This window comes from Microvirga ossetica, assembly GCF_002741015.1.
Classification (GTDB): Bacteria; Pseudomonadota; Alphaproteobacteria; order Rhizobiales; family Beijerinckiaceae; genus Microvirga; species Microvirga ossetica.
This window is the reverse complement of record NZ_CP016616.1, coordinates 1,735,130-1,749,090: the sequence shown is the minus strand read 5'-3', so window position 1 is coordinate 1,749,090 and position 13,961 is coordinate 1,735,130. Positions and strand designations below refer to the sequence as shown.

The following is a 13,961-nucleotide window of genomic DNA, read 5'->3' as shown; positions in this document are numbered from 1 at the left end:
TGCACTCCTGCCGATATGCCGGTCCGCATTGGAGAGCCCTGCCATGAGATGCATCCCAGTAGGGGTTGTTCTTAGCGGCTCAAAAATGGGTTCTCCAGTGTTGTGGAGTACTAACGTACCTCGTGATCCGTGCCTGACTCTATCCGTATCCGCATTTCGAGTGGGGAGCATTCAAGCGCGTACCCCTCTATCTGGCTTACGAAAACGGCTGCACTCCACGAACGCTTTGGACAGTTGATCCCAAGCTCACCTGCGGAAATGTCTCTAGCCGATATTGGCCCTGAAAATGATCAGATCGAGAAGCTCCTTAGAGTAGCTTCTCCACCTCCCAGTGCCGAGTTGTAGCGGCCCATCATGGGAGTGCCGGATGCAGGGCCGTGACCAGCTTGCATATCTCGAGCTCAGATCCACCAGGTCCCGATGATGAACCGGTAGTTCATGTCGGCGGCGCTGCCGGCGCCGGTGAGAACGACCCCGGTTTCGAAGCGGTTGTCGTTGTCGAGATCGGAAAGAAGATATCCTGTGTCCGTGGTTGAGTTGTACAGGAAGACGTGCGAGATGCTGCCGCTGGTGAAAGTCGCCTCGGCCTGGGACGCAGCAGCCTCAATGGACGTGGAAGTCGTGCTGGCTTCCCTGTAGTTGGCGGATGTTCCTGCGATCCTCATGCCGATCCAGTCGGCGGCAGCACTCCAGTCGGTGATTGTGTCTGCGCTCGCGCTCGTGATGCCCGAAGAACCTCTCGTGAAGACGAAGGCGTCGTCGCCGGTTCCTCCGCTGAGCCGATCGCGCCCGGAGCCGCCTTCGAGCAAATCGTCGCTCGATCCGCCGGAGAGGCTATCCCTGCCCGACCCCCCATACAGGTTGTCATAGTTCGCTCCACCCGAGAGACGGTCGTTCCCGCTTTCGCCGAAGAGGAAATCGAAGCCGTAGCCGCCGACGAGGCTGTCGTTGCCCGACCCGCCGTAGATGTCGTCGGGCCCGTCGCCGCCGTTCAGGTAGTCGTTGCCATTCTCGCCGAGAATGATGTCATAGCCCCAGCCGCCATAGATATCGTCGTTGCCGCTGAAGCCGTAGAGATCGTCATCGCTGCCGAAGCCGTAGATGATATCCCGGCGGGTAGTGCCATCGATGAGATTGGGCCAGTCATCGCCATAGAAGGTCGCCATGGACCCCTCCGCATATGCCCCTTCGGTTGTCTCAGGCAATCCAGGCTTCGGTCGCGGATCAGTTCCAAACGATTATACGCCATCCGATGACGATGGAGGGGAAAAGCTATGGTCGCCGGCAGGATTTTTGCAGGGCGTCTTCCAGCTTCAACGCAAGCAGCGCTGATACGCCGTTCCCGTCACATCCTCTTCATTGAAGTAGCGCTTGAGAGACCCGTCAGGCATGAGCGCCATGAGCACGCGCACGTCGCTGCCGGCGACTGCATTTGCGCAGGCAAGAAGGACGGATTTCCGATCTCCGGCCGGCCTGACCGACCGGATGCGACACGAGGCCATCGGAGTCCGAAGGCGATTGCCGGAGACGATGAACGCAGGTGCGAAAATATCCACCGGTTTCCTGAAAGACGGTCCGCTGCCGGTGGACGAATAGACATCCGTGCAGGAAGAGCCCTCTGCCAGCTAGGCTCCCTGAATTGTCGACGGACCTCCCTGAGCCGCAGCCATGCCTGAGATCATGGTGCACGCGAGCCCGAAGCCGAAGGTCCCGATAAGTCCTGCTCTCCGCATTGGGATCCCTTTCAAAGGCGAGGCCTTTTAAAACCGCCTCGCTTTGAGCGATTGACCTTCGACCGGATTTCCAGCCTATGCGAACTGGTGCCCAATGCTTGATCGAAAGGGACAATCCTTTGACATTTTGGGTCACGAATGTTGCCTCGGCAAAGCTATCAAGCAAAGCTTCGGCCGCCGTTATCGTCCCCCATCGCTCTTTTGGTGCTCCTGCAGGTAATGCCGTAGAGCTTTGCCGACCTCTTCGATATGGCTTTTCAGGAGAGAGCAGGCGGCAGCGATCCGCCCGCTTTCGCAAAGGCGCAAAAGCTCCGCGTGCTCCGTTTCGGCGCGCTTCATGCCATCCGTGAGGGAGAGCTGAAGGCGGGTGTGCCGGTCGCATTCCTGCAGCAGGTTGGCGACGATCGCCAGCGTGCGGGGCTGCCCGGCATGGCGATAGAGCAGCGTGTGAAACGCCGTGTTCAGCTCTCCCCAGCGGCGGACATGGTTGGCGCGCAGCTCCGCGCTGTATTCTTGCAGGATCCCGTTGAGCTTGCCGTAATCGTCCGCCGTCAGGTGACGGGCGGATGCCTTCAGGAGCCGTGGCTCGAGCAGGGCCCTGAGTTCGAAGAGTTCCTGAACTTCCTCGGTCGAGAGCTCCGAGACGATGGCGCCGCGGTGCGGGTGGATCTTGACCAGCCCTTCCGCCTCGAGCTGCATCAGGGCCTCGCGCACCGGGATGCGGCTCACCCCGAATTCGGTGGCAAGCGCATCCTGCCGCAGAGGGAAGCCGGCCTTGAAATCCCCATCGAGGATCCGGCCGCGCAGGTCCTCTGCCACCGCCGCGGCAATGGTCCGGTGCTGGAGGGTTTTCTGCGCGGGTCGGGCGGCAGGCTTGGCTTGGGCGGTCATGAAATCCTGGCATTCGAGACGTCAGCCGTTCCGGTCTCAGGGCGTCCCGGCGTCCGGATCGGCTTGACAGAATAGATTTTATACAATCTACAATGCCGACATTCAACACCTTTGGCAGGAGCATGCGATATGGCGACGATCGGCTGGGAAGGGGTCTTTCCCGCGGTGACCACTCAGTTCAAGCCCAATCTCGACCTGGACATCGATGCGACGGCCAGGGTGATGGATGGCCTGATCCGCGACGGCGTCTCCGGGCTGATCGTCTGCGGCACGGTGGGAGAGAACACGTCGCTGAGCCGCGCGGAGAAGGTGGCGGTCATGGAGGCGGCCAAGGACGTCTCCCACGGCCGGGTGCCGGTAATCGCGGGCGTCGCCGAGTTCACGACGGCCTTCGCGTCCGAGGTGGCGAAGGAGGCCGAGCGCGTCGGGCTCGACGGCGTCATGGTCATGCCGGCTTTGGTCTATTCCTCGAAGCCGCATGAGACGGCCGCCCATTTCCGCGGGGTCGCCAAGGCGACCAGCCTGCCGATCATGGTCTACAACAACCCGCCGATCTACAAGAACGACGTGACGCCGGACATCCTGGCGTCCCTGGCCGATTGCGACAACGTCGTCTGCTTCAAGGATTCGTCCGGCGACACGCGCCGCTTCACGGATACGAAGAACATGGTCGGCGACCGCTTCGTCCTGTTCGCGGGCCTCGATGACGTGGTGGTCGAGAGCGTGATGCTGGGCGCCGCCGGCTGGGTTTCCGGCATGTCGAACGCTTTCCCGCAGGAGGGCGAGACGCTCTTCCGCCTGGCGAAGGCCGGGCGCTATGACGAGGCGCGCGCGCTCTATGAATGGTTCATGCCGCTGCTGCACCTCGATGCCCGCCCCGATCTCGTGCAATGCATCAAGCTGTGCGAGCAGATCATGGGGCGCGGCTCCGAGCTGACCCGCCCGCCGCGTCTGGCCCTCGGCAACGAGGAGCGTGCCGCGGTGGAGGCGATCATGAGCAAGGCGCTGAAGACGCGTCCCGCCCTTGCGGACGTCGGATTGAAATCCGCCGCCTGACCCATTCGGAGCGGAGAATGACGGTCTCCGCTCCCGTTAAGCAGATCGCATCGTTTCGGAACAGCGAGTGAAGTCATGGCGCGCGATACGTTCTTTTGCATCGACGGTCACACCTGCGGAAACCCGGTCCGCGTGGTGACCGGCGGCAGCATTCCGCAGTTGAAGGGCGAGACCATGTTCGAGCGCCGCCAGCACTTCCTGGCGGAATACGACTGGATCCGCACCGGCCTGATGTTCGAGCCCCGCGGCCACGACATGATGTCGGGCTCGATCCTCTATCCGCCGACACGCGCCGATTGCGATGTCGGCATCCTGTTCATCGAGACCTCCGGCTGCCTGCCCATGTGCGGGCACGGCACTATCGGCACCGTCACGATCGCGCTCGAGAACGGGCTGATCCATCCGAAGACGCCGGGCCTCCTCAGGCTCGATACGCCGGCCGGCGTCGTCGAGGCGCGCTACGAGCAGAACGGCCCGTTCATCGAGCGGGTGCGCATCACCAACATCCCGTCCTTCCTCTATGGAACGGGATATGAGGTCGAAGTCGAGGGCCTGGGCCACCTCATCGTGGACGTTGCCTATGGCGGCAATTTCTATGCCATCGTCGAGCCGCAACCGCTCTATTCCGATCTCGCCGATGTCGATCCCTCCGACATCCTGCGCTGGAGCCCCAAGCTGAGGGAAGTCTTCAATGCGCGCTACCGAATCGCGCATCCCGAGAACCCGGATATCGACCGCCTGACCCATGTCCTGTGGACCGGACGGGCACAGAGCGCGGAGGGCACGGCGCGCAATGCCGTGTTCTACGGCGACAAGGCGATCGATCGCTCTCCGTGCGGCACCGGAACCTCGGCGCGCATGGCGCATCTCGCGGCCCGCGGCGACCTGAAGGAGGGCGATGCCTTCGTCCATGAAAGCATCATCGGATCGACCTTCATCGGGCGCATCGAGGGGCGGGCGAAAGTCGGCGACCGCGACGCGATCATTCCGTCGATCGAGGGATGGGCGCGGGTGACCGGATTCAACACGATCGTCATCGACGACCGCGATCCCTTCGCACACGGATTCCAAGTCGTGGATCGGAGCACACGCTCATAAACTGGATCGCGCGGCCGACAGACTGAACCGGCTGCACGTGCTCTCGCTTTTGCCTGAACAGGATGCTCGATGCGGATCGCGATTGTCGGAGCAGGAATCGTAGGCCTTGCGGCTGCCCATGCCCTCCTCGAACGAGGGCATCAGGTCACGCTCATCGATCCCGGCGGCCTGCAAGGGCGGCCCACGGACGGCAATGCCGGCTGGATCGCGCATACCGACATCATGCCGCTGGCCTTGCCGAAGGTCTGGAGAAATCTTCCGCAATGGCTGATGGATCCTCTCGGGCCGCTGACCATCAGACCGCGTTATCTGCCATCGCTGGCACCATGGCTCATCCGCTTCGTGCTGGCATCGTCGCCGGCACGCATCAAGACGAGCATGGCGGCCATCCGCGCCATCAATGCGCAGGCGCTGCCCTCCTGGCAGGCGCTTCTCTCCTCTCTCGGTTTGAGCGGTCATCTGCACGAGAAGGGAATTTTGTCGGTCTGGCGAAAGCACAGTGCCTTCGCGCAAACGCTCGACATGTTTGACCGGCAGCGCGATTTCGGGATCACGGTGGATGTCCTGGAGCCCCGCGATCTCGCGGCGCTGGAACCTGCTCTCCATAATGTCGAAGCAGGCGTGCTCTATCCGGACGCCTGTCATGTCTCCGACCCGGCTGTCCTGGCCTCGGATCTGCAAAGGCTTGCAATCGAACGTGGCGCGCAACTCGTGCCTGGACGCGTTCTGGCCATTCGGCCCGAAAGCGACGGCATCCACCTTCGCCTCGATGGGCATGTCGACGATACGGTTGCGGACAGGGTGGTGATCGCCGCCGGCATATGGTCGCGCAGGCTCGCGAAAGGTCTCGGCGACAGCATCCCTCTCGATACCGAACGCGGCTACAATGCCACCTATCCGCACGGCTCGTTCGGCCTCAATCGCCCGATCATGTTCGAAGGTGAAGGCTTCGTGACGTCACCTCTCGCGACCGGAGACAGGGTCGGCGGCGCCGTCGAATTCGGCGGTATCGACGCCCCGCCCAATCATGAGCGGACCGCCGCCATGATCGCACGGCTCAAGCGCTTCCTTCCGCATTTCGACGCCGGGCAGCCCGCCAGGCGCTGGATGGGCTTTCGTCCCTCGGTGCCGGATTCGCTGCCGGTGATCGGGCATTCCGGAAGGGATTCCCGCGTCGTCTATGCCTTCGGCCACGGCCATCATGGATTGACGCAGGCCGCCGTGACAGCGCGCCTCGTGGCGGATCTGATCGATGGAAAGCCAGGCGAGATGGACATGAAGCCGTATTCGCCGCAACGCTTCTGAAACGGCTTCGCCGTCTCACAGGGCTTCGGCGAGCTGCCTCCAGGCCGGGTCTTCCGGGCTCTGTTCCTCGCGAACGCCGAAGAACTGCGCGATGAGGCTGCGGTCTTCGGCATAGAGCTCGACCGAGGTGATGAGACCGTGGCGAGTGGGCTTGCGGACCAGCCAGGTCTCGGCGACGAGGTCCTGGCGAAGATGAAGGTTGAAGCCGGGATCGAGAACGTTCAGCCATGGACCCATGATCTTGATCGTCGAGACGGGGCCGTGGTGGATCTGGATGCCTCCCCGGTTGCCGACGAAGCACATGATCGGCACGGCATCGGCGGAGGCCCGCTCGAGAAGGTTGCGCGTTGCGGAAAGATCGAGCCGGCGGACGAAATCTCTCTCGATGACATCGAGGCTGCCGCGCCGGCTGAGCCCGAATCGCTTCAGGAGCGGGAAGAATTCGTGGATGTCGCGCATCGCCTGAAAAGCCGCGCGAAAGCCTTCGACATCGATGTCACGGCCGGAAGCCTCCTCGTCCGAAACGGGCGCTTCGATCCGGGGGAATTCAAGCGAGGGATCGGCGAAACGCTTTCGGATGGCATCGAAAGCCGCGATATTGGAAGCGGGCTTCAGGTGGATCTTGATGACGGCATCGCCCGTCTCGTCGAAGATCTGGAGGCTGCGCCGCGGCCCCTTCTCATCCGGGATCTCGATGGCGAAGGCCGTGCGCCAATGCTGGAAGAACAGCCGCAGGTCGATGGCATCGTTGAGAACGAGCCCGGTCTGGCCCGCGATCGTGATCTTGCCGAACGTGCCGACCTTCTCGTGGACGGCAGCCTCGTTCCGGGTGAGCGACATCACCTCGCCCAGATCCGGCAGAGCCTTGAGCAGGCTGGCCATGTCCACGCCGAGGCGAACCACTTCGGGGCCGTCATGGGAGGCAAGCAACTCGGCTTCCGAGATCCCGAGCTCCTTCGCCAGATCGCGGCTGCGCTTGCCGTTCGCGTAGAAGGGTTCCGGCGTCTGGACTCGTGCGACGTTCGATGAAGTCATTCTTGCCCCCTGCCTTGCCCCCTGCGCATTCTCGGCCGTTGGCCGATGGCGCCACTCTGTTTCTGTCGCAGTTGTTGATGCTTCTCATTCAAGTCGTCAATAGGAATGATTTAGTTTTTAAAAGTTCTATTTTGCAAAATTGCCGACAGTAACCGTGTTTAATGGCAGTTTTTAATCATTCCAATTTAAATCTACTCAGGTTTATAATTTAGATATGTTCCAATATTTTGGGAAACTATGGACTCTGCTTGAAAGTGTAAGTAAAGCCGCTCCCCAGCAGGGTCGAAGCTCTCGGCTCGCGTGCAGAATTTTCCGATGCCCCGGGTTGCGGGCATGAGAGACAGGGAAGGGGAGCTGACGTGGCTACACCTAAGACCATCACGATCGACGCATCGAGTGCCGCAGGCGGCATCAATCTCGACACCTATTTCGCGACGTATTTCCAGGGGCTGAAGATAGGCTCGTCGAGCTATTACGGCGGTATCGAGGATCCCGCTCCTTATGGATATCAGAACGGGACACAAGTCGGGTTCCGCTATGCCGACGCGGCAAATGCGGCAACGAACAAGCAGGTTCTTATCGAGGGCGAGAATCTAGCTTACGACTTCGCTCACTATGGTTCGGATAAGGGGCACGGGATCTCGGGCACCATAGAATCGATCACATTCGGGACGCGCGAAACGCCTCAGCCTGCCGGGCCGACAGAATTGACCGGCGTCACGGCCGATTTGACGATTTCCGGATGGGACATCAGCTCGGAGCCTGGCGCCGGAAACAATGCGGCGAATCCCGTCTACAATCTCTACAATGCCGTGCGCAGGGCAGGGACGGACGCAGCGCATATCACCACCATCAACGCCGTTCTCGACAGCTACGCCCAGAACATCCTCGGTTCCGACTTCGCCGATACCTTCGTCGCAACCGTGAATGACGACACGGTTCTTGGCGGCGGCGGCAACGACATGATCGACGGCGGCGACGGCAATGACTTCGCCGTGTTCTCCGGTCGCCGCTCGGACTACACCATCGTCGAGAATGGCGATGGCAGCTTCACGGTTACCGACAAGCGCACCGCGGATTCGGACGGTGCAGATACGGTCAGCCACGTCGAGAACTACCAGTTCTCGGATACAGCCATCACCTCCGGAAACCTCCTGGCTCAGCAGGGTGCCATCACCATCGACGCAAGCGGCGCCGACGGCATGGATTTCGAAGCCTTCATCCGTGGGGGATTCGTTGCTGGTGCGCCAGCTGGGACGAGGTTTGCTTTCGATAATTCTAGGGCATTCGAAGGCGAGGAAATGCTCCTGAGCTTCGGCACGAGCGCGACTTCGAAATATGTTCTCGCTCATGGTGACCTCGCATACAGCTTTATGCCTCATCACGTGGTTGGGGGAACGATTAATACTATCGAATACGGTGTGCGAGGGGCTGGTGCCTTCGACAGCAACGGATACTTCGTCGGTGGTAGCGCCCAGCTGAAGATAACTGGCCTCGACTTATTCAATACCAAGGTGGCGGGCACCACGACGCCTGAGGAAGTTGCCGAGATCAAAGCGAACGGCCCGGTGCACAACTTCGGTGACTTCAGCAGCCCGGCAGCGCTTGGCATATATGCCGATGCTCTCGACAAGTATGCCCAGAAGTTCATCGGGTCATCGAAGACCGACTTTTATGCCGGAACGATCTTTGCCGATACGATCAGCGGCGGTGGCGGTGACGACGTGTTCGGTGCCACCAAGGGCAACGACGCCATCGATGGCGGTAACGATTACGACCAGGTTGTCTTCAGCGGCGCGAGGGCCGATTATACGGTCACGCGGCTGGCTGATGGCAGCTACACCGTTGCCCTGAATGACGGCAGCGGAACGACGACCCTCAAGAATGTCGAGGCGGCAACGTTCTCGGATGTAACGCTCGATACTGTCCGCAACGTCGAACTTCCGGGAACTCCTCCGAAGAACGTCGCTCTTTCCAAGGATTCGGCTCTGGAGAGCGCTCAGGCAGGCGAGACTATCGCCAACTTCTCGGCGACCGATGTAGAAGGCAAGGCTCTCGAATTCAGTCTCGCGAGCGACGCCGGTGGTCTCTTCGAGATCGTTGGCACGGCGCTGAAGGTCAAGGGCAAGCTGGATTACGAGACCGAGAAGAGCCATAAGATCAGGGTCAAGGTCAGCGACGCCGACGGTCATATCGTCTTCAAGGAATTCTCGATTGCCGTCGGCAACGTCGACGAGGGACCAGAGAACGTCTCGATCTCGAAATCCATCATCTCCGAGACTGCCGAGGTCGGAACCCGTGTCGGCGTGCTATCCGCTGCCGATCCGGAGGGCGGTACCGTCACCTACAAGCTCACGGGTAATCCGGGAGGCTACTTCAAGCTCACCGACGGCAAGCTCACCCTGGCCAAGGCGCTCGACTACGAGAAGAACCAGAGTCACACGATCACGGTCCTCGCCACGGATTCCACCGGCCAGACGACATCACAGAAGATTACCATCGCTGTCGGCGATGTGGTGGAGTCGAAATCCGGCACCGACCGCAACGATACGCTTACCGGCAACATCGGCCGGGACAAGCTGTCCGGCGGGGCTGGTGCCGACAGGCTCGCCGGCAATGGCGGCAACGATTACCTCTACGGCGGTAGCGGCAACGACAAGCTGACCGGCGGTGTGGGGGCCGACGATCTGTGGGGCGGCTCGGGTGCCGACACCTTCATCTTCAAGTCGATCAAGGAGACGACGGTCTCGGGCGTCGGCCGCGACACGATCTTCGACTTCTCGACGCGGCAGAAGGACAAGATCGACCTCTCCGCCATCGATGCCAACACCACGAAGGGTGGAAACCAGGCGTTCTCGTTCATCGGGACGAAGGCGTTCGGCGGCAAGGCCGGCGAGCTGCGCTACGAGAAGGCGAAGAGCGACACCTACATCCATGGCGACGTGAACGGCGACAAGATCGCGGATTTCACGATCCATCTCGACGATCGCGTCTCGCTCTCGAAGGGCTACTTCATCCTCTGATGCTCGAGCGGACCGGAGGCCGGCGACGCCTCCGGTCCGTTCGCCTGTCTCACGCTCCTGTTCAAGGTCATCGTCTGTGTCCCCGCTTCGTCTCAGCCGCTTCGGAATTACCCTCGCTGCCACCGGCCTGATGATTCTCGCAGCGCCGGCCGAGGCTCAGGATGCCGGTGATGAGACGGCCATCGATCTCGATGCCATCACGGTCACGGCGACCAAGGCCGGCGAGCGCGTCTACGATTCCCTGTCGGCCTCGAGCGTCATCGGACGCGATCGGATCGAAACGCAGGTTCAGCCGAACAGCACGGCCGACATTCTCAACCTGATCCCGAGTGTGACGACCCAGATGGCTCCGGGCGATCCGGGCGTCGGCGTCAACGTTCGCGGATTGCAGGATTTCGGCCGCGTCAACGTGCTCGTCGACGGTGCGCGCCAGAACTTCCAGCGGGAGGGCCATTCCGCGAAGGGAACTTTCTACTTCGATCCGGAGATGATGAAATCCGTCGACGTGACGCGCGGTCCGGTCTCGTCGGTCTATGGCTCGGGCGCCATCGGCGGCGTGGTCAGCTTCACGACGATCGATGCCGGCGACATTCTGCCCGACGGTACCCATGTGGCCGGCAGGCTCAAGGGAACGTTTGAGACGAACGGCACTACGCCGCTCCTCCATGGCGCGGTGGCAGCGCGTCCGAGCGAGATGTTCGATGTCCTCGGCGCTGCCACCTGGCGCTCGGCCGGCGACTACCGATCGGGTGATGGGTCGATTGTCGACTATACGGCTCAGGATCTGCTCTCGGGCCTGATCAAGACACGCATCCGCCCGGCTTCCGATCAGGAACTGACGCTCTCCGCCCTGCGGATCGGGAACGAGTTCGAGAACGGCCTGTCGACCCTCTACAGGACGCAAGCCGTCGCGGACACGTTTACCGTCGGCTATCGCTGGACGCCGGATTCTCCCATCTGGGACCTGAGCACCAAGATCTATTATAGCGGCACGAACGTGAAGCAGACCACGCTGGAGGGGCTTGTTGCAGGTGCCGAGAAGACCTTCGATATCGGTACGGTCGGCCTCGATCTCTTCAACACCTCCCGGTTCGAGACGGGCCCGCTCCGGCACGAACTGACCTATGGCGCAGATCTGTTCCGGGACAATGTCGTGACGAAGGACCCCATCGGCAACAGCGATCAGCTCACGCCCCCCGGGGAACGGCTCGTCTCCGGCGCGTTCGTTCAGGACCGCGCCCTGTTTTCGGATTGGCTCGAGGTCATCGGCGCCCTTCGCTACGATTCCTACCGCCTCACTGGCGACGGAATCGAGAACGAAGGCACCAGGCTGTCCCCCAAGATCACGGTCGGAGTCACGCCCTGGCAGCCGGTCACGTTCTATGCCAGCTATGCGGAAGGTTATAGAGCACCGGCATTGACCGAGACACTGATCGACGGATTCCATCCGCCTCCGCTGAGCGCGGGGCGCTTCTTTCCCAACCCCAACCTGAAGCCTGAGATCGCCCACAACATCGAAGGAGGCGTCAACCTGCACTTCGACGATCTTCTTGTCGAGGAGGATCGCCTGCGCATGAAGCTCGGCATCTTCCACAACCGAGTGGAGGATTACATCGAGCAGGTTTTCGTGCGCTTCCCGATTCCGGGCGGGTACCAGTACCGGAACATCGCCGAAGCGATCATCGACGGCTTCGAGGTCGAAGGAACCTATGACGCAGGCACCTACTTCGTCGGCGTCGCCGGTCATATTCTCAATGGCAGGAACGGCCGCACCGGCGAGGAACTCGTGAAGGTCCCGCCGAACCGCCTGATCGGCACCCTCGGGTTCCGGGCGCTGGATGGGAAGCTCGAATTCGGCACCCGCGTATCCTTCGTCGGCGGCAAGGACAGCGCCGAGGATTTCGGCTTCGTCGGCGATCCCTACACGGTCGTGGATCTCTTCGCCTCGTGGCAGGTCAACGAGCGCGTCACGGCGGGCCTCGTGGTCGATAACCTCTTCGACCGGCAATACACCGAGTATCTGAACGGCGATCCGAGCCCGGGCTTCAACGCCAAGGCATCGTTGTCGGTCAAACTATTCTGAGCAAGACATTTTTCTGCAGGCGGTTACGCAGGCTGCAAGGAGGAAGGCATGACGATCACCATCAAATTGACCGCGAGCAGCTCCAACAAGGGCGTCAGCTTCAACAGCTATATGAAGAGCTACTTCAAGGACTTTTCCTTCGAAGGCTGGCCCTACATCCTCGGCGGGTCGGGAGAGTTCAAAGGCACGCAGATCGTCCTGCTCGACAACATGAACGGCCGCAACACCAAGACTATCGTGCTCGACGGCCGTTCCATCGCCTATGATCTCGGCAAGCATGTGGTAAGTGGATCCCTGACGACGGTGCGCCTCGGCACGCTCGGCGACAGTTACAAATCATCCGGCGAGTTCGCCGAAGATTCGGCCGGGCGGATCACCAACATCTCGGCGCAGGTGCAGATGTCCGGCCTCGCCATCGCAGGCACGGAATTCCACTCGCTCGTCTCCGGGCTCATGGGCGGCGTCGGGTCATCCCATAAAGCCAACCCGGCCGTGCTCAATGCCGCTTTGGCCGACGAGGCTCACAATCTGGTCGGCTCCAGCGGCAGCGATACCTATACCGGAACCCGCTTCAGCGATCGCATCACGGGTAATGCCGGCAACGACGCTCTTCTTGGCGCCAATGGCAATGACCGTATCAAGGGAGATGTTGGCAACGACAGGCTGACGGGCGGCGCCGGTGCCGACGACCTCTGGGGCGGGGCGGGTGCCGACAGCTTCATCTTCAAGGCGGTCGCCGAGTCGACGGTCAAGACGGCCGGCCGCGACACGATCTTCGACTTCTCGGCCGCGCAGAATGACAAGATCCATCTGTCGTCGATCGATGCGAACGCGCTGAAGGGCGGCAACCAGGCCTTCGAGTTCATCGGCACACTGGCCTTCAGCGGGCAGGCGGGAGAACTGCGCTACGAGAAGAAGGCCAGCGACACCTACATCTACGGTGACGTGAACGGAGACAGGGTCGCTGATCTCGCGATCCATCTCGACGATCCCGTCGATCTGCTGCGCAGCTACTTCGTTCTGTGATCAGGGATCCAGAGGCGGCGCGTGCCGCCCCTGAGCCCGTCGTCATTCTGCCGGCGTCAGGCGGCCCGTTGGTGTCGGGTTGAGGTAACGGGCCGGGCGGAACACGAAATAGGCGAACATCAGCATGGCTGCCAGCACGGTCAGCGAGGCGATCGCGGCAAGGGGATCGAAGGCGGTGTAGCCGAGGTGGAGGGCTGCAACGGCAATCGTGAGCACGACGGTGCCGATGGACCACACGGCAACCTGAATTATCGCAAGTCTGCTCGTGTCGAGAGCCGGGCGGCGCTCGTAATAGATCCCGAAGAGAAACAGCGAGACCCAGCCGAGCAGGTTCAGGTGCGCATGGGCAGGCATGATCGAGTGGTCCTGCGACATCGCCATGCCTATGCCCATGGCCATGCCGGCGATGACGAAGAGGACGGCAAGTCTAAAGCTCAGTGCAGATGCAGTCATTGTGAGGCCCTCCAAATAATATTTCCTGGTCGGTTTTTTGATTTTCATTACAACCGTGGCCACAATGAATGATGTGCGTAAAATCACAACAATTAATGCGGTTTATGCAATGAAACATTACATCATATATAAATGAAATATCGGACAGTAGCGAGTTAACGAGTAAGTATTAATAAATTTAAGCAAAGCTATTCTCGATATATCGATGGACATAACTGAATGCAGATCTGGTAAAAAATCGATACACTTCATTAAAAT

Annotated in this window: 11 protein-coding genes; 7 read left to right on the top strand and 4 right to left on the bottom strand. The window is 61.0% G+C overall.

The genetic code is table 11. From position 1 onward, the window contains the following. Positions 1–401: 401 nt before the first annotated feature. Positions 402–1,166 (bottom strand): calcium-binding protein, encoded by a 765-nt coding sequence (locus BB934_RS08255; protein WP_099509197.1) that lies wholly within the window; start codon positions 1,164–1,166, stop codon positions 402–404. 232 nt (positions 1,167–1,398) lie between these two features. Between BB934_RS08255 and BB934_RS50555 the strand changes: the two genes are divergently transcribed. After that, entirely contained in the window at positions 1,399–1,596 is a 198-nt protein-coding gene (locus tag BB934_RS50555; protein ID WP_157934086.1) for a hypothetical protein, read from the top strand. A 317-nt stretch (positions 1,597–1,913) separates the two neighbouring features. Here BB934_RS50555 and BB934_RS08245 read toward each other — a convergent pair whose 3' ends face one another. Then, entirely contained in the window at positions 1,914–2,624 is a 711-nt protein-coding gene (locus BB934_RS08245; RefSeq protein WP_099509196.1) for a GntR family transcriptional regulator, read from the bottom strand. Between the two features lie 129 nt (positions 2,625–2,753). Between BB934_RS08245 and BB934_RS08240 the strand changes: the two genes are divergently transcribed. From BB934_RS08240 to BB934_RS08230, 3 genes are all read left to right on the top strand, one after another. Then, positions 2,754–3,680, top strand: coding sequence for a dihydrodipicolinate synthase family protein (locus BB934_RS08240; RefSeq protein ID WP_099509195.1), 927 nt, complete (start codon positions 2,754–2,756; stop codon positions 3,678–3,680). Positions 3,681–3,755: 75 nt separating this feature from the next. Next, entirely contained in the window at positions 3,756–4,778 is a 1,023-nt protein-coding gene (locus BB934_RS08235) for a 4-hydroxyproline epimerase (protein WP_099509194.1), read from the top strand. A gap of 69 nt (positions 4,779–4,847) precedes the next feature. Further along, complete coding sequence (locus BB934_RS08230) at positions 4,848–6,083, top strand: NAD(P)/FAD-dependent oxidoreductase (RefSeq protein ID WP_099509193.1); 1,236 nt, start codon at positions 4,848–4,850, stop codon at positions 6,081–6,083. 15 nt (positions 6,084–6,098) lie between these two features. On the opposite strand, the gene BB934_RS08225 is transcribed toward BB934_RS08230, so the two are convergent. Next, positions 6,099–7,118 carry a hemin-degrading factor gene (locus BB934_RS08225; RefSeq protein ID WP_099509192.1) on the bottom strand — a complete coding sequence of 340 codons (1,020 nt, stop codon included), beginning with the start codon at positions 7,116–7,118 and terminating at the stop codon, positions 6,099–6,101. A gap of 359 nt (positions 7,119–7,477) precedes the next feature. On the opposite strand from BB934_RS08225, the gene BB934_RS50550 reads away from it, so the two are divergent. From BB934_RS50550 to BB934_RS08210, 3 genes are all read left to right on the top strand, one after another. Next, positions 7,478–10,141, top strand: coding sequence for a cadherin domain-containing protein (locus BB934_RS50550; RefSeq protein ID WP_099509191.1), 2,664 nt, complete (start codon positions 7,478–7,480; stop codon positions 10,139–10,141). 76 nt (positions 10,142–10,217) lie between these two features. Beyond that, positions 10,218–12,224: a TonB-dependent hemoglobin/transferrin/lactoferrin family receptor gene (locus tag BB934_RS08215; protein ID WP_099509190.1), complete on the top strand. Its 2,007-nt coding sequence runs from the start codon at positions 10,218–10,220 to the stop codon at positions 12,222–12,224. A gap of 48 nt (positions 12,225–12,272) precedes the next feature. Then, entirely contained in the window at positions 12,273–13,250 is a 978-nt protein-coding gene (locus BB934_RS08210) for a calcium-binding protein (protein ID WP_099509189.1), read from the top strand. Positions 13,251–13,292: 42 nt separating this feature from the next. Here the strand turns inward: BB934_RS08210 and BB934_RS08205 are convergent, their stop codons facing one another. Then, positions 13,293–13,703 (bottom strand): cytochrome b family protein, encoded by a 411-nt coding sequence (locus BB934_RS08205; protein WP_099509188.1) that lies wholly within the window; start codon positions 13,701–13,703, stop codon positions 13,293–13,295. Positions 13,704–13,961 lie beyond the last annotated feature (258 nt).